This is a genomic window from Paenibacillus sp. J22P277, assembly GCF_059383675.1.
This window is the reverse complement of record NZ_JBXENS010000008.1, coordinates 360300-382492: the sequence shown is the minus strand read 5'-3', so window position 1 is coordinate 382492 and position 22193 is coordinate 360300. Positions and strand designations below refer to the sequence as shown.

The window sequence follows — 22193 nt, the reverse complement described above, 5'->3', positions numbered from 1 at the left end:
ACCACTCGCTTATTGAACCCGGCTTGTAACGCCGTGCAACTCCATTTTGCATTTCCTTGCTCCTCCCGACCGCGCGTATGACTTAGAACAGATGGGTTTGGCCCATTTTTTTAGAGATGCTGTTGACGCTTACCACCAAAATAAAGGCGACGACCGATTTGAACATGCTAACCGCAGCTGCATACGAAAACATGCCGTTTTGAATGCCATAACGGAACGCATAGGTATCAACCACGTCGGAATACGACCTGTTCAGGGAATTCCCCAATAAAAAATATTGATCGAATCCGGTATTCATCAAATTGCCGATGTTTAAAATCAAAAGAATAATAATCGTTGGCCGTATCGTCGGCAGCAAGACGTGCCAGATTTGCTTCATGCGACCGGCGCCGTCTATTTTTGCGGCTTCGAATAGCGCCGGCGGAACCGCGGCAATGGCCGCCAAATACATGATGGAGTTATATCCCATATCCTTCCACGCATTCGACAAGGCAATGATGATCCAGAACAGCTTTCCTTCCTGCATGAACAAAACGCCTTGTTTGACGGCGCCGATATTCATCAAGAATTGATTTACGGGTCCTTCGGTCGACAACAACGTCATCACGATGCTTGCAGCGACAACCCATGAAATAAAAAAGGGGAAATAGGATGTTGTTTGTACGATCCGCTTAAACCAATTGATTCTGACTTCATTCAACGTGATGGCAATGAAGATCGGAACAACGAACCCGATAGACAGCGTAAACACGCTCGAGACCAAGGTATTGCGCATCACTCGCCCAAAATCTTGCCCCGTGAAAAAGAAGTCAAACCACTGAAATCCCACGAATTTCGCATGAAAGAGGGAACCCCAGAAATTCCCTAAAGCTGGCTTGTAGTCCGTGAACGCCATGTACAGGCCAACCATGGGCGCATAAGAAAATAACGCTGCCCAAACGACTCCGGGGATCAATAGTAAATAGACGTATCGCTGCCGAACCATCTTTTTAACGGTAGGATGCTTCAGCAGAGGCATTCCCGCGTTGCTTTCACCCTTCAATCCCATTCCCCCGCCTCCTCTTCGCCAAACTTTTATCGATGTATTCATCATACGGAATCCTAAATTCGATCTCTATCTCACGATTTTCTGATTTATCTCCGAAACGAAAGAACTTTCACCCTATTGAAGGATGAGCGATGCGTTTAAGGTAAATCAATGTAAAAAAAAGCGAAGGCGATGGCAGCCCCCACCGCGAACCGGTGCGATGGCGATGGACATCCCACGCTCTTTGTCGTTGACATTATCTACGTTCGATCATATACTTTCTCCAGTTTCACTTTTCCGTATGGGCTAGGCTTATTTGTTCCCGCTTAACTATTAACGATATTCGCGGAGGATCTATGTACACTGTTGTTTTAGTCGATGACGAACGACTCACCTTGGACAATATTGCCAATTACGTGAACTGGGAACAAATGCACTGCCGTGTCATTGCCACCGCCAACAACGGACGGGAAGCAATGGAAAAGATAGAAGCCCTGCAACCGCATATTCTGATTACCGACGTTAAAATGCCCGTCATGGACGGCATTGAACTCTGCAAGCAAGTACATGCCCGCTTCCCTAGCATCCAGATCGTTTTTCTCAGCGGATACAATGAGTTCGATTATGCTCGCGCCGCGCTGCGACACGGAGCTTGCGGCTACTTGTTGAAGCCGGTCGACCACGAAGAACTGGCCGCCATGATGGAGATCGTTCGTCAGCGTTGCGACGAGCAGAAGAAGCATCACAATTCCACCCTCATAAAATCCGGAGAATATCTGCGCGAGCTTCTCCAGATCGGCGGTAATCTGCTCTCCGGCTTAGCGGATGAAGTGACCTCTATTTACAATCAACATTTGCATCTTCCCGCCGATAACAAAACGTTTACCTTTGTTTTTATCAGCATCGACGAATATATGCTGTTGGCAGAGAATCCGCTCCTGATCGATGTACCTCCCAATGATTTTTCCATCGTGGAAAGATTGGAATTTTTCATCGCCGGATTGCCGAGTTTTATTCCCGGCGTACTGACCAAACTGCGCGACGGCCAATGGATCTTTGCCACTCGGCAATCGGACCGTGCCGCGTTTGAGCATTGGCGCAATCAGAATGCGAATGCGATGCATTGGATCTCCCTATTCCTCGCAAGCAGCCCGCTAACGCTGCATTCCTTTACGATACAATGGTCCAAGATGCTGCAAATGCGCAAACAGCTGGTTGCTACTCAAGGCACGGGACTTATCAGCGACGATTGGGCAACCATGGACGTCGCATGGCGCAAGACGCCTTTTCCGAAAACGGAGCACTTGATTGCCGCCGTGCAACAACAACGCAGAGACCAAGCGGAAGAATGGCTCCATGACTTTTTCGACGGCGGTCTGCCCCCCGGAAATATCAGTCAGGTTTTTGTCGATACCAAGTCGGTATTCGATTCGCTGCTGTCCGCAATTGCGGCTAACAACCGCCATTTGAAGGAAATTATCGTGCAGGATGCCAAGTTCTTTGGACGCCTTTCCCTGATGGAAAGCATGCAATCGATGAAAACGCTCATGAGGCAAATATTGAACATGATGATGGACGAATTGGAAGCGTCTCCAGTCGACCGCCATATCAAGCTTGTGGACGAAGTTTGCGGGATCATCCAAAAAAATTACGGACAGGTTATTTCGATCGAAATGTTGGCGGAATTGGTCTTCCTTTCCCCAAACTATCTCCGAGCTATTTTCAAGGATATTACCGGGAAAACATTGCTTGAATACGTCACTCAGATCCGCATGGACAATGCTTGCATCATGCTGCGGGACACGAATCTTAGAATTCATGACATTGCAAAAAGAGTCGGCTATGAAAGCCCCTCCTATTTCGGCGCCGTCTTTTTCAAACGCACGGGGCTCACGCCGAACCAATACCGTACGCACGCGGAAAAGGGACAGCGAGCATGAATGTACTGAGAAGAATTTCCAAAAATTCATCTTTATTGCAAAAATTATTAATCATGTTCATTGCCGTCACGATCATCCCGCTTCTAATCATTACGATTTTCTTCTATGATCGTACCGAGAAACGGCTGTTGGAATTGACCTACGAAAATATGTATAGCAGCAACCAACAAATCGGCAGCAACGTAAATGCGCAATTGGATAATCTTAGCCAAATTTTATCTTTGATTTATACGGATGAAACCTTGCAGGCTTATCTTACGAAACCATACTCGAGCGACATTCCTATCGTCGAAGCCTACAAATATATCGATGGACTCTTATACAGCCTGCTGTCCGCGAACAACAACCTTTCAAGCATTAACCTCTACGTAAAAAATGAAACGCTCCCGGAGGACGGTCTGTTTCTCAAACATATTACGCCTGACCTTCTGGCGACTCAGTTTCTTTCTCAATTACATCAAACCTATGGAAATAATATATTCAGCAACATCATTCAAGAAAAAAACGGGAAAAATGTCGTTTATTTGGGACGTATTCTTAACTATAATACCCAAAACCAATCTTACGGAATGGTTACGATCGGTCTCAATGAAGAATTGCTCTACCGATTAATCGAAAAAGAAGAGCAAAACAAACGCGTCTTCTTGCTCAACGAACATAATCAAATCATCTCCGCGTCCGATAAATCGCTTTTAAACCGGTCCTTCAGCGAGGCCATCGGCCCCGAGCTGTCAATCAATAAAGAAGTCGTCACCCTAAACGGACATCCCGCTTTGCTGGTGTATAACACCATGTACCACGGTTGGAAAACCGTATCCCTCACCCCGCTTGATGAAATCATGCGTTCATCCCGCATAACGGCTTTGCAAATCGTCGTCATCGCGCTTTTCAGCCTTGTCTTATCCATCTCGATGATCGTTGTCATCGCCAAATATCTTTCGCGCCGTCTGCGTAAATTAAACCTTCAGGCAGCGCAAATCGAGCAAGGCAATTTCACCCTCTTGCCCGATGATTACAGCACGGACGAAATCGGTCAATTAAGGGCGGCTTTCAACCAGATGAGCACGCGTCTCAAAGATTTGATAGACAAGCTGTATGTCAAGGAAATCGCCAAGCGCGATGCGGAGCTTTATGCCTTGCAAAGCCAGATTAATCCGCATTTTCTTTATAATACGCTGTCTGGCATCTCGTCTCTGGCCATTCAAAACGGCGATGTCGAAGTAAGCAAAATCGTAAACCATCTCGCAAGATTCTATCAAACCTCGCTGAATATGGGGGATCAATATATTACGCTGGAACAAGAACTCGCCCTTACCAAACACTATCTGGCCATCCAGCATATGCGCTTTGATAACCGCTTTATCGAGCGCTGGGAAATTGACGAAAGCTTAGCCGCGCAGAAAATAATAAAATTGCTGCTGCAGCCTTTTGTCGAAAATGCCATTAATCACGCCATGCATGATGATCAACAATGCCTGCATATCGCTATCCGCGCTTACCGATCCGTACACGTCGGCGTTCCGGCGCTCTTGCTCGAAGTAGAAGATGACGGCTGCGGAATGTCTTCCGAACAAGCAGAGAACCTGTTGCTCTCGGAATCGAAAGCCGGGTATGGAATCAAAAACGTTCACGAACGCGTGCAGCTTGCTTACGGGGAAAACTACGGCGTAACCATTCATAGCGAAGCCGGACGAGGCACGAAAATCATGATCATCCTGCCTTTGCAGCAACTTCCGAACAACGGTTGACATCGCTAAAATCGAACCGAGCGCATGGACGATACTAAACAAAGCAAAGGCGGTGCAGGGGATGTTACCCCGGCATCGCCTTTGCTTTGTTTTGTTCGATTGCCGCCTCCGAGCAACGCGAATGATCGCTACGGTACCAGAATTCCGAGGTTGTCGATTTCAGCCCCCCAATTGGGATAGGAGAACTTGATCGTATTGCTGCCGGCGTTCAAATTCATGGTTGTCACATAGCTGCGAACGACATTAAAGCTTCCCGAATCCAGTCTGATTTTAAGCAACGTATTCGCTCCGCCATTCAGACTGTAGTTAGGCCACCTCTCGTCGGCTGCCAGGTAGTTCAATTTGACTTTGTATGCCCCCGCTGCCGGTACGGTCACGTTGAATTGCACGGAGCCTCCATTGCTGCCCAGGTTGCCGACTTTATTGCCGTTCGAGCAGTTGACGCAGCTTACGACATTAGCGGAGCCGGTAAGCGTAGCGCCCTCCGCTTCGTAGTACGTATAAGGATCGTTAGGCATGCTCGGCACCGTAGTCTTTGAGATCAAAACCGCGGCTCCTCCGGTTGCAAGAAGAGGAATCGTCAGCGTGGAGGAGGATGTCACCGTACTTGTCACTTTACTGATGGATTCTCCCGTGGCTCCGTCCTTATAAACATAAGCCGTGTAGTTGCCGGAACCCAGGTTCAGGCTCGAAAGAGGAATCGTGACGGTCCTCGCGCCGTCGGTCATCGCCCCGATATACCAGTCCGAACCGCTTCGCCTTGCCATCACGACGTGACTACCCGGGAAACCGTCAAGGAGCTTGGTCTCGTCCCATGAGGCCGGCACGACGTGCAGAAGCTCCGTGCCTTTCCAGTTGCCGTAGATGTCGATGGAGTCGGCATAATTTTGAATTTTGGTTTCATAGACGATCGACATCGCCAACTGGTGGCCCTGCGTCGTGTTTTTGTTCGTGTTGCTAAGCGCGACGGGCGTATAATCCATGGAGCCCAGCACGTTTCTCGTGAATGGAAGCGTGGTATTGTGAACGGCGGTCGGAGCCGGCGGCCAGTACAATTTATAGCGTTCGGAGCCCAGCACCCCTTCCGAACCTATAATATTAGGCCAAGTACGCTCTTCTCCGCCCGGCTTCGTGGCGTTGTGAAAATAGACCATCAGATGAAGCTCGGCGCAATAATCGGCTACCGACTCCAGGAAGCTCATCCCGACCTGCGATTCGTTTGCGGTCATGTCTACTTTTACGCCTTTAATGCCCCAGCTCGCCCATGTACGCAAATTCATCCTGCTCGCGCCATAGGGGGTATGAACATACGGACTTGCCCATATGAAGATGCCCACGTTCTTTGCGGCGGCGTATTGGACGAGATCAGCGATGGTACCATCGGTCCATTTCACCCATCCGGCGTCGACGGTGACATATTTCCATCCCATTGAAGCTGCGAAATCCACATAATCTTTTTGGCGCGCGTAAGTAAAAGGCACTTCGCGATAGCCTTCGGGAACGCCCGGGTCGCCGTAATAGTCCTCGGACCACCAAGACCATGCGGCGTTACCCGGCTTGATCCAACTGGTGTCGGCGATTTTGGACGGCGGGTTCAGGTTTTGCACCAGGGTTGAATTGACGAGATCGTTCAGATTGTCGGTGACGATCACGGCCCTGTACGGCGTCTGAAAAGGCAAAGCCGCTTGAATCTGCGTTCCGTACTGCGCTTGGTCGGCCCCGCAGGAAAACTTCATGTTCTGTCCCGAGCTCCCGGTGAGAATCGAAGGGCAATAAGTCCCGCCGGCGTTATAGACATTCGCTTCGGTAAATAAAGCCCAATAAGCGTTGTTGTTGATCGAGGCCAAAAAAGGCATGGTAACCGTACTGCTGTCTAACGTCGTGGAATTGTAATATTGCCAAGTTCCCTCGTACGTGTTGACCGGCGGGTATCCCCATCCGCCTGTTCCGTTAGGAAAGTTGTATTCGGTATATTCCTTTTCAATAAATGTCTCTCCCTGCCCGGGAAGATAGTATCGGAAACCGAATCCATCGTTATAGACCCGCATGTAGATTTTAAGCTGAGCCGAGCCCTTCGACACGACGTATTCCCGTTGTACCCCGTTATCCGTGTAGAGGCTTTTTTTGCCGCCCGGTATCGAGTAGGTATTGTTCCACGACGTTGTGCCGGTGGATACGAACGACATGCCCGAGTAGAAATCCGTAGCGGTGGTCTTTAGGCCTAACCGCGATTTTTCGACGATTGTCGTGCCGTTTTTGGTAACGGTATAGAATAATTCCCCGCCTTCCAAGTACATCGTCGCCGTGAGCGAGCCATTAGGCGAAGATGTGGTTTGCTGCGTTCCGGAATCGATCGCAAAAGCCGAAGGAACAAACGTAAGCATAATCGTCCATACCATGATGAAGCTTACTACTTTCTTGAATGACATCATTTTCCCTCCCTCAATTAATCGCTCGAAGCTAAAGTAGTACGTCATCCGATCGAACCCTGCATACTTGCCGATAAGGAAGACCCGAATTCCGGATGCTTGGCCGATCGTCCGCGAATGCCCTATGGAGTCAAGGTATCGGTCCGTAGGAAAATCAATTCGTTGGCTTGTTTTGCAAAGGATGATTGGGCATTCGCTTTCACTTTATATCCCTCCTTTCCGCGCCTAAGACCGGCCGACTGACTCTATTATCGGGGGAACGGGGAGAGGTCATCTATCACAATTTCCTCTGAATCCTATCGGAAACGAAAGATCTTGCCTCGGCGCTAGAGACGAACGGACACACGCTCCAATCGCAACAACGGGGATACCGACTCGATCTCGCGCAAAAGGCAGCCTCCCAGTAAGGAAGACTGCCTCTATCCGGGGCGCTCCCGGCATGTCCTCTCTCCTATCGATTGCCGATCCGCAATATGATAGGATTTAGAGAGACAAAAAGACACGTCCGCTATGCGCGCGGCGTGCGACTAGGAGTGCTTGAATTGGAAGCGTATTTGCTTGTCTTGGCGGTAGGCTTGGCCGCGGGAGCGATCAGCGGCGTGATCGGAACCGGTTCGTCCATCATGCTGCTGCCGGTGCTCGTCATGGCGTTCGGTCCGAAGGAAGCCGTGCCCATCATGGCGCTCGCGGCGGTCATGGCGAATCTAACCCGCGCATTCGCGTGGCGGCGCGAAATCGATTGGAAAGCGTGTATCGCGTACTCCGTTACGGGCATTCCCGCCGCTGCCGTCGGCGCCCGGACGTTATTGGTCCTTCCGGTGCATGCCGTGGATATCGCGCTCGGCGCGTTCTTCCTGGCGATGATTCCCGTCAAACGCTGGCTGGACGCCAAAAAGCTGCGCATCCGATTATGGCAGCTCGCCATCGCCGGGGCCGTCATCGGCTTCCTGACCGGCATCGTGCTCTCCACGGGTCCGCTGAGCGTTCCCGCCTTCACGTCCTACGGTCTCGCGAAGGGCGGTTTCCTGGCCACGGAATCGGCCAGCTCGCTGGCGCTCTACGTCAGCAAGCTCGTCACGTTCCGCGAGCTGGGCGCGCTACCGCCGAAGGTCGTGCTTCAAGGCCTGATCGTCGGGTCCTCCCTCATGCTCGGAACCTTCCTGTCCAAGCGCCTCGTGCATCGCATGAGCCTCGCTTCGTTCCGTTATGTGCTCGACATCCTGATGCTCTGCTCCGGAATCGCCATGCTGTGGGCGGCGATGCAATAATCGCTGCCCGCCTATCATTGCCGGCTAGCGTGCAAGCTTGAAATAATCGGACAGGATGTCCGCTAATACTTGCTTGTACGCAGCTCTATCGAACGAAGCATTATCGACCTTCACTTTGGTTAACCGTAGGTCGTTGTAAATCTCCTCTTCCAGCTCCTTCCTTGCCCGCAGAACCTTCAACGTTCCATCCAACCCTTTGAAGCCGTGCGTTTTGCCATACCCTTGGTTCGTATAGTAGTCGATGAAGCCCTCCGACCATTCTCTCGGCCTTTCCGCCACGGCCTTCCCGAAGGCACGATCAAGATCGTGCTGCTCCACATAGATCAACAAGGGATCCAGACGTTCCGCAATCGCCGCCAGTTCTAAAACATACCCGATGACGTCTTCCTTCTTTGCCCCGTGTTTGATCATGCCCATGGTGACGGGGTTTTGAATAAAACAGCATTCGAAAACGAACACGTCCGTGCCGCCCGAAGCGCGCTCCGCAAACGATCTCCATCGATCCGTCACGAGCTGCCTGTTCCGATCGAGCGATAATTCGTAGATATCCCTCGTGAAGATCGCCTGCTGCCATTCATCCGAGAAGATCGAACCGAATTCATCGAGCAGTTTTCGATAGGGCAGCAGATAAACGTCGCCTACCGCAAACATGCGATCACGCAGCAGTTCTCTATGCTGTTCATGGGCAGCCAATAAGGCGTCCCATTCTTCGTTCTTAAAATAAGCGACGCCGTCGTAATCCGCCGGATGATCCAGATTCCCCTCCAGAAACAGCTGCGCGCCTATGTTCATTTCCGTCAATATTTCATGAACGAGTCGAGCCGTCGTCGTTTTCCCGAACCCCGGCAATCCCTCGATCAACACTAGTTTCGGGCTCATGCTTGCACGCCTCCTGTCCTATGCCGCTGCATCGATACGTTTCTCGCCGTCGATCGGCATGATGTTCCAACCATTCGGATTATCCGGATCCCCGAGCCGCCAGGTTTGCAGCGGTTTTCCGTTTACGTCCGTTCTTCCGTAATCCAACAGGCCGGCCATGAATTCATCCCAGAAAAAGACCGAAGCGCCAAAGCTCGGCACCGTCCCCCATGCTTGATTCTTCTCCGGATAAACCTTTCCTTTCAACACGGCAAGCCCTTCGTCGTTCACCTCGTAGTAGCTGGTTTCGCCTTCCATTTCCACCGTGAAGCGCAGCGTCTCGCCCTCCGGGAACGAATAGCTCGTGCTGCTCCACCCTTCCCAATTCACGTCAAACGAAGGGACGGAGCCGTTCGAGACACGGGACAAGCCGATCGCGATTCGCCGTGCTTCCGTCAGGTCGCCGTTCATAAGCATCTTATAGTCCGATTGCCCTCTAGGCGTACGAACGATCACTCGCTTTTCCGTGGCATTATTCGTTACCTGCACGCCGAGCGTCTCGCCGATAAACCGCAAGGGAACATAAGTAAGACCGTTCTTGACCACGGCGGGGACGTCGAGCACGACGGGCTTGCCGTTGACCGCGGCCGTCTTCTCTCCGACCTTCATCTGCAGGAACTTGCTGTTGTCCTTGGTATGCGCCGTGACGATATGCGTCTTGTTGTCGTAGGCAAACACAAGCCATGACGGATCCGTCAGCGCGCGCAGTTTGACAAGCGTGCGGCCCTCGACCGAAATCGCCTCGTCCTGCACGGCATGACCATTAACGAAAAACGCGGCAAACGCCGAAGAACGCGAAAAAAAGAGACTGCCCAAAAGAACAAGAAGAACGATTGCCTGCTTTGACCTGGTCACTACGATCACGCCCCCTATTATTATCAATCCTCGTTAGACGCTTGAGTTAAACGATGGTTGCGCCGCGTTACCCAATCGCTCCAAGCTCGCTGCGACTTTGAATTGCAGCACCACGGAAAGGAGCGCCAAACGCAAAACCGGAGCCCCCTTCGGAGCTCCGGCCTTAAAAAAACGCAGCGCAGGTTTTGCGATTGGGAGCGACTTTGGTGCGGAGCACCACGGGAGCGCTCAACGCAAACGCCGGAGCCCTGTTCGAAGCCCCGGCCCACAAAAATTGCAGCGCAGGTTTTGCGATTGGGAGCGACTTTGGTGCGGAGCACCACGAGAGCGCTCATCGCAAACACCGAAGCCCGAGCCCCGCTTCGAAGCCCCGACCCACAAAAATTGCAGCGCAGGTTTTGCGATTGGGAGCGACTTTGGTGCGGAGCACCACGGGAGCTCCCAACGCAAACACCGGAGCCCTGCTTCGAAGCCCCGCCCCACAAAAATTGCAGCGCAGGTTTTGCGAATGAGCGCGACTTTGGTGCGGAGCACCACGAGAGCGCTCATCGCAAACACCGGAGCCCGCTTCGAAGCCCCGGCCCACAAAAAGTGCAGCGCAGGTTTTGCGAATGAGCGCGACTTTGGTGCGGAGCACCACGAGAGCGCTCATCGCAAACACCGGAGCCCTAGTCGTCCTCCGGATCAAACTTCAGCAGCCGCTTCAACCGCGTCTGCCGCAGCACGAGCACGTACAGGAGCGACAATGCGAGCGCGACGAGCGCGGGCGCGAGGTCTCCTTTTCCCGGCAGCAGGATGCCGTGCGGCAGCCAGATCAGCACCGCGCAAATCAAGGCCGCGATGCGGTCGACGCGCAGCACGGCGTCATGGCGCGTCTGCTCCGGCAGCGGATAGACCAGCCGCCAGACGGAATGCCTATGCGACTGCGCCAGCGAGCCCAACTGTATGCCGCTCAGCCAGACGAACAGGAGACAGACGGCCGCCGAGCCCCAGCCCTGCAGAAGTCCCGAATAGGCGGACAGCATGCCGGAAACCATGCCAAGGCCCGTTAACCGGAGGATAATGCCGCCAAGCTCCGTCCGGATGAGCGTATGGGCATACAAATACGTAAAGGCGCTCCGTTTGCCGTAAGAGACGAACCGCGCCAGCCAGGAGAGATAGCGCCTGGACCGTACGGCGGCGGTTTCCGACGGAACGTCGGCGAAGGCGCTGAAGAAGGCCATGTAGCGCCGCCGCGTCACCTGCTCCTCGGCGATCAAGGTCAGCCAAGGCAGCGGATACCGGGACTGCCGCGAATACAGCAGCCAGAACAAGCCGCCGATCACGACGAGATACAGCAGGGTCTTCCAGAGCTCCGTCTGCAGCAGCGCGCCCGCGGCGATCGCGGTCGCGGCCCAGCGCAGCAACCGGATGGCCCGTCTGCCGGCGCGCCCGACAAGCTGCCGCTCGCGCCAGGCCGCGAACAGGTTCATCAGCTTGAGCAGCAGCGCGAATATGACGATGACCAGCACGGGCGTCGTCGCCGGCCCCGCCAGATACAGCGGCATGTAGACCGCGCAGACGAGCAGCACCAGGGCGGCGCATGCAAGCCCGTTATAGCGGAAAGACCTGCGCAGGTAATCGGGCATCTCCGCTTCGCGCGGCACCAGGAAGACGATGTCCGCCTCCCGCAGCCAGGTGCGGAGCGGACTCCAGCACAGGACCGGCGTCAATGCGATGACGCCGACCAACGTAAAGGGAAAGGAGGCCGGCATATTCCGCAGCAGCAGCGCGTAGCCGGCCAGCCCCGCGAGCAGGAGCATAATCACGACGCCGGGCAGCCCGCTTTGCGTCATGTCGCGGAAATACGGGATGCTGCCGCGCCAGAAGTCTCCGGCGCGCTTGCGCCATAACGACTCAATGGAACGATCCATGCGATCCCCCATCCGCCACCAGCCGGTAGAAGGCTTCCTCCAGCGAGCCCGCGCCGCCGCCGCGGGTCATGCCGGCCGCCTCGCAGACGTCCGCCAGCGTGCCTTGCGCGACGATCGCGCCTTGATGCAGCACGATGAACCGGCTGCAGTACGACTCCACCGTGGACAAGATATGCGAGCTCATGAACACCGACGAGCCTTCCTTCGTGACCTCCACCAGCTTATCCAGCAGCGAGCGGATCCCGAGCGGATCCAGCCCCAGGAACGGCTCGTCGATGACGTACAGCGACGGGCGCGCGAGCAGCGCGTTCATGATCATGACCTTTTGCCGCATGCCCTTCGACAGATGCGAAGCGAACGACCGCCGCTTCGGCGCCATGTAGAATTCATCCAGCAAGCTTTCGCTGCGCTTCTCGAAGAGCGCTTCCTCCACGTCGTACGCCATGCCCGTCAAGCGCAGATGCTCCTCCACCGTCAGCTCGTCGAAGAGCAGCGGCGACTCCGGCACGTAGGCCAACGCTTGGCGGTACGTCTCCGGCTGCTCCGCGAGCGTATGCCCGCCGATTCGGATCTCGCCCGCATGCGCCTGCATCAGCCCGAGAATATGCTTGATCGCCGTGCTCTTGCCGGCGCCGTTCAAGCCGATCAGCCCTACCATTTCGCCTGCGGCGACCTCGAAATTCAAATCATGCAGCACGGGCCGCCGGGGACTATATCCGCCTGTCAGCCCTTTGACTTCCAATACAGGTTTCATCGCGATCACCTCTTTGTTCTACCCTGAATACTACCAAATTTTCGAAGAAATGAAAAACGCCGCTCCTCCGCGCGCCCCCGTTGCTTCTATATAAGAAAGACCGGGCCCAGTCATGTGGCATGACTGGAACCGGTCTCGAATGCTTCGGAGTTGTTGCAGCGCGAAGCGTTAAACGACTTTGATGGAGATGACGACGCCGTTCAGCAGCGTCAGCTCGACGGCATGTCCGTTCTCGAGCAAGGCCGCGTTGCCGACGACGGTAACGGTAGGGGATACGTTCAATACCAACGCCTGCGTCCCGCCGTTTACTTCCTTCGTGATCGAAATCGTGGCAATTTGGCCTTGCGCGTTCAGCGACAAGGAATTGAACTTGCCGGTTTGCGTCGTCACCGCCGGCTGGTCAATCGCCGATTTGGTCACTTCGACGAACACGACTTTGTTTTGGAACGTGCGCACGAGCACTTCGTCGCCCGCCTTCAGGGCCGATACGTTAGCCTTCACGTTGTCGCGGAAGACGAACACGTTCGGATCGAGCGCCAGCGCCACTTCGCTGTTGTCGGATTTCACGACCGTGATGATGCCGTTCGAAGCGGAAGCCTTCAGCTTGCCCGTGATCGCCGCCGCGTCGTGATCCGGAAGCTGGTCGTCCGTACGGTCGAGCAGAGCCGCCAGCTCGGCGCGCGTAACGGGTTGGTTCGGACGGAACGTGTTGTCTTCGTAGCCGGTGATCAGGTTTTTCTCGATGGCCACTTCCACGTAACCGACGGAGCCGGCCGGGATTTTGCCCGCGTCGCGGAAATTCAGCTGCGAATTGCTCTTCGCTTTCGCTTCGGCTTCCAGGCCGAGCGCTTTCACGAGCAGCGTCGCCGCGAATACGCGCGTCGCCGGTTTATCGGCTTGGATCGCATCGTCCGTCTCGGTGAAGAGGTCCTTCTCCAACGCAACGGCCACGTAACCGACCGCCCACGGGTATTTCTTCTTCAGCTGATCCGCATCCTTGAAATTCAGCTTCGTGCCCATCTCCGCCGCCGATTCCGCTTGGTCCTTCAATCCCATCAAGCGGACCGCGGCCACGATGGACTCGATGCGCGTGATCTGCTGCTGCGGCTTGAACGTCCCGTCCTCATAGCCGTTGAACACGCCTTTGGAAGCGAGGCGAATGATATATTCCATGGCCCATTTGAGATCGTCCTCGTCTTTGAAATGAAGGTTGATCCCGCCCTTGCCTTTATCGTCGTTTTTGCCGACATTGCCTTTATCGTCATGATTGCCGCTGTTATGCTTATCTTCATGCCCGTTTCCTTTGCCGTCGGCAAATGCGCTTCCCGCGCCTCCTGCCAAGGTCAGTAACGCCATCGATGTCACTGCCGCCTTCTTGAACATGGCTTTTTTCATGGTGATGCCACTCTCCTCGCGATGCGGTCCAGTGCCGCTTTTTACCTTCGCCCATATCGTTCGCGAGGCTGCAAGGGCTTTCAGGGGGTACAGCGGTAAAATCATCGGCGTACGATGCATGCGGCGCCAGTCGCCTTCGGCCGAAAGCCGCGGCATTCCCGGCTATGAGCGGCCGCGCCGAAGCCGGCAAAAAAATCCGCCGACCGCATGGGCCGACGGACATCCGCAAGCAGCGGGAAGCCGGAAGGAAACGGCCGTCTGCCCCAAAAACGGAACGGACAAGCCCCGGCCATCCGGCCGGAGCCTGTCCGCCAAGCATGCGAATTAATTCAGCTTCTTCAAGAAGTTTTTGCGCAGGTTGTAGTAATTCATCCAGGCGTCCTTCTGCTGCTTCAAGCCGTCCTCGATATCGCCGCCCGACAGGACGTCCGTGTAATCCTTGTAGTTGCCCTCGAATTTGGCTACGGGGCCGGTAATCGCTTTCACGATCAGGTTGTCGAGCTCGTCGTTGTGCGGCGCCATCAGGTTGTTGTTCAGGTCGTTGTTCACCGTATCGTAGTCGGCTTTGGCCGTCAGCGTGGCGTCGTCGACCGGGAGCTCGGCGTAGAGGGACATGTTTTTCATGTTATGCTGCTGCCAAGCCTGGTTCACCATCGTCATCTGATCGTAGTTGCTCTCGCTGAACGGATAGACGATGGACGGGCTGTACACGTATCCCATCTCGTCCGCCATCGCGAGTCCGTACACCTCGGGATTCGTCATCGTGCCGTCCTGGCCTTGGATGCCGTAATACCAGCCGTCCCCCGTGTCGTCCTGCTTGCCGAGCAGCTTGTATTCCTCGACCTTCTTGAACTCCGGCTTGTACCGTCGGTCCATGCCGTCGCCCGTGTACATGTCGGGCGTTCCCCACGCGCGCAGGGAAGCCGCTTCGAGCGAATAGTTCCAGTCGATCCAGCCCAGAATTTGCGGGATTTGATCCTCGGTCACTTTCTTCGGGTTGATGACTTTGGAGTTCCACTTGGTCGTCAGCGAGAAGTACTGGTTCGCCGCGTCCTGGTCGTTCGGATCGAGCTCGTCCGCGAAGATCGGATAGAAGCGCCAGCCGTACGTGCCGCCTTCCTTCTTCACTTTGTCCTGATTGGCGGCAACCGGCGCCCACATGTTGACGACCGCATACTCGCCGTTGATCACCTTCGCGTCCCGCTGCTCGTTCTTCTGGATATAGAATTCCTTGCCGAACAAGCCTTCGTTGAAGCTGCGGTTCATGAACGAGATATAGTTCTTCCACTCCGGCGTCAGCTCGTAGTCCATGTACAGGTTCTTGGATTCGTTGATGACGAGCGGGTAAGCGCTGCTGAGATGGAGCCCCGTCGCCGAGAAGAGCGACCAGTAGAGCGCGCCGCGCGTGTTGTCCAATTGCAGATGGCCCGGCGTGATCGGATGGCCGTTCTCCGTCAGGTTCAAATCCTTCACTTTGGCCAGGTAATCGTGCAGCTCGTCGAGATTCTTGATCGGAATATCCATGATTTGCTCGAGCGACAGCTTGCCTTTGTTGTCCACCGCGAGCTTCTTCAGCTCGTCCGCGCTCATGGCGTCCGGGTAGATTTTCTTCAAAATATCGTCCCGGAACCAGACCGCGTAGCCGCCGTTCCCGAGCCGGGCTTCGCCGTACGGGGAATTGCGGTAGTCGTCCTTCAGCAGCGGGCTCGGCAGAGACGGGATCGCCCACAGCTTGCCGTCGGTCGGATCGACGCTCGCCTTGTACCACTGCTCCATCGTGACGCCTAGGTCGGAGAGCCGTTCCGCGGTCAGCGGCATGTATTTCTTCATCTCGTCGAGCGTGATTTCGCGCGCCATGCCGGCCTTTTTGAGCATCTCCATGTTGGTCGGATCGTCCGCGATCCCGTTCTGGTTCGCGATGACGGCCGGTACGGTATTGGCGAGGATTTGCATTTGCAGCCAGCTCTTATAGTCCGTGTTCGCCGGAATTTCGACGAAGTCGGGGATGACCTTCGTCTTCTCGCGCCAGATCGGCGTGAGGACGTCTTTGACCGGTTTGCGCGGATTGGTCGGCAGTTGGCTGAGCACCTCCAGATGCATTTCCTTGAAGCCCGATGCGGAATCGCCCGTCGCCGGTACGTTCGCGGTGTCCGTCGCCCCTTTCCCCGCGTCCGCGGCCGTGTTGTCCGCTTTGTTCCCGTTGCCGTTCGAGCCGCTGCAGCCGGCGAGCGCAACCGTCAGCATGCCTGCGAGCGTAAGTGCCATGACCTTTTTCATAAACCGATAATCCTCCCCTATTGTTGAACTCGACATCCGACGGGCGGCGGCGCTTAGGCCTTGACCGCTCCGGTCAGCATCCCTTTGACAAAATACTTCTGGAAGAACGGATAGACGAACAGCAGCGGGAACGTCACGACGACCATGACCGTCATCTTGATGACTTCCGGGGTCGGCACGGTATTGTTCGCCATCGACATGAGCCTGCGCTGCTGCGCGCCGGTCGTCTTGGTGAAATCGATCAGCGTGTTGGCTTCCGCGCGGTTGATGATCTCGTAGAGCACGAACTGCAAGGTGCTTAACGAACGGTCGGTGACGTAGATCAGATTGGTGTAATAATCCAGCCAATTGCCGACGACCGAGAAGAACGCGAACGCGGCGATGATCGGCATGCAGAGCGGCAGGATGATCTGGAAGAAGATCCGGACGTAGCCCGCCCCGTCGATCGTCGCGGATTCTTGCAGCTCGCCCGGCAGCTCCTCGATATGCGTGCGCATGATGACCATGCTGAAAAATCCGAAGGCGCCCGGCAGCACGTAGACGAGAAAATTGTTCAACAGGTCGAGCTTCGCGATGACGACGTAGTTCGAGATGATCGTGCCGCCGATGAACATCGGGATCATGAAGAAGAAGAGGATCGTTTTGCGTCCCGGCAGGAACCGCTTCGAGAGGGCGAACGCCGCCAGCATGGTCACGAAAACGGACAGCACCGGCCCGATCACGCAGCGCAGCGCCGTGACGATGAACGCGGTATGCAGACGGTCGTATTGAAACACGAAGGCGTAGTTCTCGAGCGTGAACACGCGCGGGAAGAACCAGATCGGACCGGCCGCCGCGTCCGCGCCCGTATTGAAGGACATCACGAGAATATACCAGAACGGATAGATGGCCGTGACCGCCCAGACGATCATGATGATCACGTTAAGCGCGTCGAAGGTCCGCTCCCCGGTCGTCCGCTTGATTTTAGTGACGCGCATCGTCGCCTTCTCCGCCGGATTCGCCGCTGTTTTGATCGTTGCTTGCATCGTTTCAAGCTCCCTTCCCTAGATGATGCCGACGTTGCTTAGGCGCTTGGTGGTATAGTTCGTCGCCATGATCAGGAAGAAAGCGACGAGCCCCTGGAACAGCCCGACCGCGGCGGAATAAGAATATTGCCCGCTCACCAGGCCCTGATAGTAGGTGTAGACCCCGATCGTATCGGTATCGAGGCGGATCATTTTGTTCTGCAGGTTGAACACCTGGTCGAAATTCGTGGCCAAGAGGCCGCTCAGCGAGAAGATAAGCAGAATGCACATCGTCGGCACGAGGCCCGGCAGCGTGATGTAGATGAGCCGCTGGAACCGGCTTGCGCCGTCCACCTGCGCCGCTTCGTACTGCTGGGGATCGATGCTCGTGAGCGCGGCGAGGTACAGGATCGTGCCCCAGCCGGTCTCCTTCCATATCTCCGAGATGACCAGCACCGGCAGGAAGTTATGCGCGTCCTGCATGTAGGAGATGCGCTCCGCGCCCGGATCGAAGAACTGGCGCAGGTTGTTGACGAGGCCCGTCGCGTCGACCGTCAGGAACATGTAGAACAAGCCGGCCACCGTGACCCAGGACACGAAATGCGGGATGTACGACGTCGTCTGCACGACCTTCTTGAACCGCTCGCCGCGCAGCTCGTTCAGCATCAGCGCCAGGATCAGCGGCGCCGGGAAGGTCGCGACCATCATCGTGACGCTGTACAGCAGCGTGCGTCCGATGAGCGTGTAGAACTTATGGTCGTTCAGAAACTTCGCGAAATTGTCGAAGCCGACGAACTTGCTGCCGAAGCCGAACCAGCCTTTGTTGAAGTCGTAGTCCAGGAACGCGATATAGTTCGAGAACATCGGCAAATACGCGAAAACGAACGTCAGCGCAACGGCGGGCAGCAGAAACAAGTACAGCACCTTGATGTTTTGCGCCTTCAAGCCTCTGCTTTTCTTGAGGGCGGGACTCCGCTTGTCGGTGAATACAGCCACTGGATCATCCTCCTGTTTCACGATTGCAATTCAGCGTCTTGAAACGACCGTTAACCGTCCGTGCGCCCGAATCCGCAGGACTGCCGGATGACGAGCTCCGTGGGCAGCACGATCGATTTGCCCTCCCGCTCGGTATTGAACAAGCTTTGGGTGGCGATCGCCCCGAGCTCGTAGCGGGAATGGCCGACCGTCGTCAGCGCGGGCCGCACGTACGACGACTGGTGGATATTATCGAACCCGGCGATCGCCACGTCGCCCGGAACGGACAGATTCGCTTCCTGAAGCGCCCGGATCGCGCCGATTGCCATCTCGTCGTTCGCGGCGAACACGGCATCGGGCAGCCGATTGGCGGAGAGCATCAGCTTCATAGATTGATAACCGGTCGACTCGGTATAGCGTCCCTGCACTTTGATCACCTTGGAATACGGGAGCCCGTGCTCCTCCATGGCCCGCTTGTAGCCCGCAAACCGCTTGGCGTTGTCGTAGGCCGCCACGGGCCCGCTCAGGAAATCGATTTTTTTGCGTCCCTGCTTGATCAAATGGGAGACGACGTCATTGGCCCCTTGCTCGTCGTCGATCCGCACGCTGTGCACGTAATCGGTGTTCAATTCCCGGTCGAGCACGACGATCGGAAACGATTTATTGGCCAACTGCACGATCAGGGCGTCCTGAATGTCGGCCGCCATGACGATCGCCCCGTCGACGAACTTTTCCCGCATGAACCGGTGCGCCGAGCTGTTATCCCCGCCGAAGGTGCTGCAGACGATCAGCTTGTAGTCGTGAGCGGCCACGACCTCCTGCACGCCTTCGATCAATTGGCTGTAGAAGGGTCCCCCGAGTGCGTTTAAAAACAGCCCGATGGTTTCGCTCTTCTGCTTCTTCAAACTGCGTGCGGCATTGCTCGGACGGTAATTCAGCTCTTTCGCCGCCCGTACCACTTTCTTGCGCGTTTCTTCGCTGATCTTGGGCGAATTGTTCAGCGCGTAGGAGACCGTCGATACCGCGAACCCCGCCAGTTTTGCGACATCCTTGATCGTAGCTGCCATGTGTCGTACCTCTCCATCTTTATTTGCCATTGAAACGTCTCGTAAGCTGCCGGAAAATTTCCGGATATCCGTGCCTCTCTGCTTATCATCCGTCCCGATTCGCCGGTGAAGCGGCAGATGATCTGGTGAAAGTCAATTGAATTCACCATACATCGAAACGATTCACAACCAGATACTAACCTAACGAATATCTCATGGAAGGCTTTCATTCGGAGTATTTATGCAATTTGCAGCTGGCATTTTTGTTGCGTTATTTGGCTGGTTTCACCCATTTTGGTGAATCGATTCGATAATAGGCATTAAAAACCCTTATGCCGCGGGGCTGTTCTCTTCGCAGCACTGAACATGCCCATCGCAGCTGGGCCGCTTACTGTTGCTCTTGCAAGCATGACTGCAGGAACGCAACGGATCTCGACGTTGCTTCCGGCAGCGTCAGGGCCGCGCGCGTCTCCTCCTCGTGCAGCAGCTCGAGCGTTAACCACCCTTCGTACCCGATCGCTGCCGCGGTCTTCATCAGCGCCCGCATGTCGATCTCGCCTTCCGCCAGCTCCGCGCTCGGCACGCGGCCGAATTGGTTGCGGAAATGGAACGCGCGGATGCGGTCCGGCCAACTGCGCAGCAGCTCGGACGGATCCATGCCGGCGACATGCGCCCAGCCGGTATCGACGCATAAGCCGACATGCCCGTCGGCGTACTGGATCACGGACCGCAGGTCGCCTTCCGCGTTATGCTTGTCCGACGCGTGATTGTGCATGCTGACCATGAGGCCGAGTTCGCTCACCGCGGCCGCGATCCGGGACAGATTGTCGCCCTGGCGCTCAAACTCTTCCTCCGTCTTCGGCTGCGGCTCGTCCCAGCCGCCCTTCGGATCGGCGTTGATCACGAGGTCGGTGCCGCCGGCTTCCGCCAGCCGTTTCGCCGTCGGAAGGACGGTGTCGCCGATGTTCAAGCGATCATAATGCTCGTGCAATTGCAAGCCGACATACGCGCCGGAGATCGCCAGTCCGAATCGCTTCGCCAGCGCGAGAATCTCGTCGGTCGGGTCGGCCTCGATCGCCTGCAGCCCGGCCTGCGCGCAGCTGCGGAGGATCTCTTCCAGGGACGGTTCCCGGCCGTCCTTCCAGTATTCGGCCTGCCAGCCGTACAGCCCGGTCGAAAATCCTTTATTCGCGAGCATGTACGCCCCTCCCCAGCACGACCGGCTTCCCGCTTGCCGCGCTGTCGTAGATCGCTTGCAGCGCCAGGAAATTGAAAACCGCCTGCTCGTTCACGAGCGCCGGCGACTGCTCGCCTTTCACTTTCCGGACGAAGAAATGCACCGGATGGTCCATGTAGCCGATCGGGCCTTCGTACGCGATCTCGTTCGCCCGCGCCGCCACCTCGCCGCGCTCGTCCGTTTTCACCAGGATTTGATCCGTTTCGAAATACGGCGACCATTTCACGGCGCCTCTCGTTCCTTCGATCTCCACGAAGGAATACGGCTCGCCGTGCGTGCAGGAGGCCCGCTCGTACTGCACCCATACCGTCTTGCCGCCGTCCTGCCGGAATTTCAGCATGGCGCCGACATGGCCCTCGATGTCGTACACCGTATCCGTCGGATCGATCTCCGTCTCCGGCTTGCCGATCCAGGCGGCGGAGACCTCGATGCTTTGCGGAAGCAGCAGATCGTTCAGCACGGAGAAATCGTACGGCCCCCAGTCCATGACGATGCCGCCCGCGCTTTTGGAGCGGTCCAGGAACCAGCGGCTTTCCGGCTGGTATTCGACGCCCGGGCGGCCCCGCTGGCCGCGGAAGACGAACGATATTTTATAGACGTCGCCGAGCTCTCCGGACCCGAGAATCCGCTTCACTTCTTCGGTCTTCGGCACATGCAGGAACCGCACGCTGCAGCAGCCGAGCAGACGGTTGTTCGCGTGCGCGATTTCAAGCAGCGCTTCGGCTTCCTTGCCGTTCATCACGAGCGGCTTCTCGCACAAGACGTGGCGCCCGGATTCCAGCGCCAGCTTGGACAAGGCGAAGTGCGTGAACGGCGGCGTGCCGACGATCGCGATGTCGTCCTCGCGCGGCTCCTCCCGCAGCATTTCCTTCGCGTCCGCGAATGCGAGCGCTTTCGGAAAACGCTCCGCGAAGCCGGCAAGCGCCGCGGGGTTCGGGTCGGCTACCTTAATTTCGATCGATCCGCTTTCCTCTTGCAGCTTGTAGATCGCCTCTGCGTGGGTCCGGTTTATGACGCCGGCTCCGATTAAATAAAATCGCATCTTGGTCACCTCATGAGATAGGTTGGTATATACCCTGGAAGCGCTATCTTACTGCAACATGGTTTATCTGGCAAACGACAGGTTGCCGCGAATAAGAAAGCTTTTTCCGTGCCCGGGCACAATAACTGGCGTTTCACCAGACATTTCACCAGAACAAGCAAAAACTCGGCTGCAGCGGTTAAATTTCGGAGCGAGGGGTTGGCTTTCGGATTGGTTGTATGGACTCAGACGCGGAGAATTACTTGCAGAGCCGGGGCAAAGCTTCAGGAGCGGACGAACGGTCGACCGCTCCTGGCAGCCGAAAACTCGAAACGAAGGATGTCTTTGTTTCGAGTCGTTCCGAGTCGTTCCGAGTCGTTTCAATT

General features: G+C 55.8%; 16 protein-coding genes. 3 read left to right on the top strand and 13 right to left on the bottom strand.

Annotation, left to right across the window (positions count from 1 at the left end; genetic code table 11):
- Positions 1-82 precede the first annotated feature (82 nt).
- On the bottom strand, positions 83-1048 hold the full coding sequence (locus AC50YL_RS28590) for an ABC transporter permease (protein ID WP_494836462.1): 966 nt from the start codon (positions 1046-1048) through the stop codon (positions 83-85).
- Between the two features lie 335 nt (positions 1049-1383).
- On the opposite strand from AC50YL_RS28590, the gene AC50YL_RS28585 reads away from it, so the two are divergent.
- Both AC50YL_RS28585 and AC50YL_RS28580 read left to right on the top strand, forming a co-directional pair.
- Positions 1384-2967, top strand: coding sequence for a response regulator transcription factor (locus tag AC50YL_RS28585; protein WP_494836461.1), 1584 nt, complete (start codon positions 1384-1386; stop codon positions 2965-2967).
- A complete protein-coding gene (locus AC50YL_RS28580) occupies positions 2964-4715 on the top strand; it encodes a sensor histidine kinase (RefSeq protein ID WP_494836459.1) in 1752 nt (583 codons plus the stop codon). Before AC50YL_RS28585 ends, AC50YL_RS28580 begins: the two co-directional genes overlap by 4 nt.
- A 128-nt stretch (positions 4716-4843) precedes the next feature.
- On the opposite strand, the gene AC50YL_RS28575 is transcribed toward AC50YL_RS28580, so the two are convergent.
- A complete protein-coding gene (locus tag AC50YL_RS28575) occupies positions 4844-7147 on the bottom strand; it encodes a glycoside hydrolase family 97 N-terminal domain-containing protein (protein ID WP_494836457.1) in 2304 nt (767 codons plus the stop codon).
- Between the two features lie 539 nt (positions 7148-7686).
- On the opposite strand from AC50YL_RS28575, the gene AC50YL_RS28570 reads away from it, so the two are divergent.
- Positions 7687-8412, top strand: a complete 726-nt coding sequence (locus AC50YL_RS28570) for a sulfite exporter TauE/SafE family protein (protein WP_494836455.1) — start codon at positions 7687-7689, stop codon at positions 8410-8412.
- Positions 8413-8436: 24 nt separating this feature from the next.
- On the opposite strand, the gene AC50YL_RS28565 is transcribed toward AC50YL_RS28570, so the two are convergent.
- The 11 genes from AC50YL_RS28565 to AC50YL_RS28515 all read right to left on the bottom strand — a co-directional run bounded on the left by AC50YL_RS28565 (position 8437) and on the right by AC50YL_RS28515 (position 21828).
- Positions 8437-9291, bottom strand: a complete 855-nt coding sequence (locus AC50YL_RS28565; RefSeq protein WP_494836453.1) for a P-loop NTPase family protein — start codon at positions 9289-9291, stop codon at positions 8437-8439.
- A gap of 18 nt (positions 9292-9309) precedes the next feature.
- Positions 9310-10185 carry a copper amine oxidase N-terminal domain-containing protein gene (locus tag AC50YL_RS28560; protein ID WP_494836452.1) on the bottom strand — a complete coding sequence of 292 codons (876 nt, stop codon included), beginning with the start codon at positions 10183-10185 and terminating at the stop codon, positions 9310-9312.
- Between the two features lie 668 nt (positions 10186-10853).
- Positions 10854-12098 (bottom strand): ABC transporter permease, encoded by a 1245-nt coding sequence (locus tag AC50YL_RS28555; RefSeq protein WP_494836451.1) that lies wholly within the window; start codon positions 12096-12098, stop codon positions 10854-10856.
- Complete coding sequence (locus AC50YL_RS28550; protein WP_494836735.1) at positions 12082-12858, bottom strand: ABC transporter ATP-binding protein; 777 nt, start codon at positions 12856-12858, stop codon at positions 12082-12084. Before AC50YL_RS28550 ends, AC50YL_RS28555 begins: the two co-directional genes overlap by 17 nt.
- A 162-nt stretch (positions 12859-13020) precedes the next feature.
- Entirely contained in the window at positions 13021-14247 is a 1227-nt protein-coding gene (locus tag AC50YL_RS28545) for an S-layer homology domain-containing protein (RefSeq protein WP_494836450.1), read from the bottom strand.
- Between the two features lie 324 nt (positions 14248-14571).
- Positions 14572-16524, bottom strand: a complete 1953-nt coding sequence (locus AC50YL_RS28540) for a hypothetical protein (RefSeq protein ID WP_494836449.1) — start codon at positions 16522-16524, stop codon at positions 14572-14574.
- A gap of 53 nt (positions 16525-16577) precedes the next feature.
- On the bottom strand, positions 16578-17549 hold the full coding sequence (locus AC50YL_RS28535; protein ID WP_494836448.1) for a carbohydrate ABC transporter permease: 972 nt from the start codon (positions 17547-17549) through the stop codon (positions 16578-16580).
- Positions 17550-17567: 18 nt separating this feature from the next.
- Positions 17568-18524, bottom strand: a complete 957-nt coding sequence (locus AC50YL_RS28530) for an ABC transporter permease (RefSeq protein WP_494836447.1) — start codon at positions 18522-18524, stop codon at positions 17568-17570.
- Positions 18525-18574: 50 nt separating this feature from the next.
- Positions 18575-19570 carry a LacI family DNA-binding transcriptional regulator gene (locus AC50YL_RS28525; protein WP_494836445.1) on the bottom strand — a complete coding sequence of 332 codons (996 nt, stop codon included), beginning with the start codon at positions 19568-19570 and terminating at the stop codon, positions 18575-18577.
- Positions 19571-19937: 367 nt separating this feature from the next.
- Entirely contained in the window at positions 19938-20747 is an 810-nt protein-coding gene (locus AC50YL_RS28520) for a sugar phosphate isomerase/epimerase family protein (protein ID WP_494836443.1), read from the bottom strand.
- Positions 20734-21828 carry a Gfo/Idh/MocA family protein gene (locus tag AC50YL_RS28515; RefSeq protein ID WP_494836442.1) on the bottom strand — a complete coding sequence of 365 codons (1095 nt, stop codon included), beginning with the start codon at positions 21826-21828 and terminating at the stop codon, positions 20734-20736. The genes AC50YL_RS28520 and AC50YL_RS28515 overlap by 14 nt, the downstream gene beginning before the upstream one ends.
- Between the last annotated feature and the right edge of the window lie 365 nt (positions 21829-22193).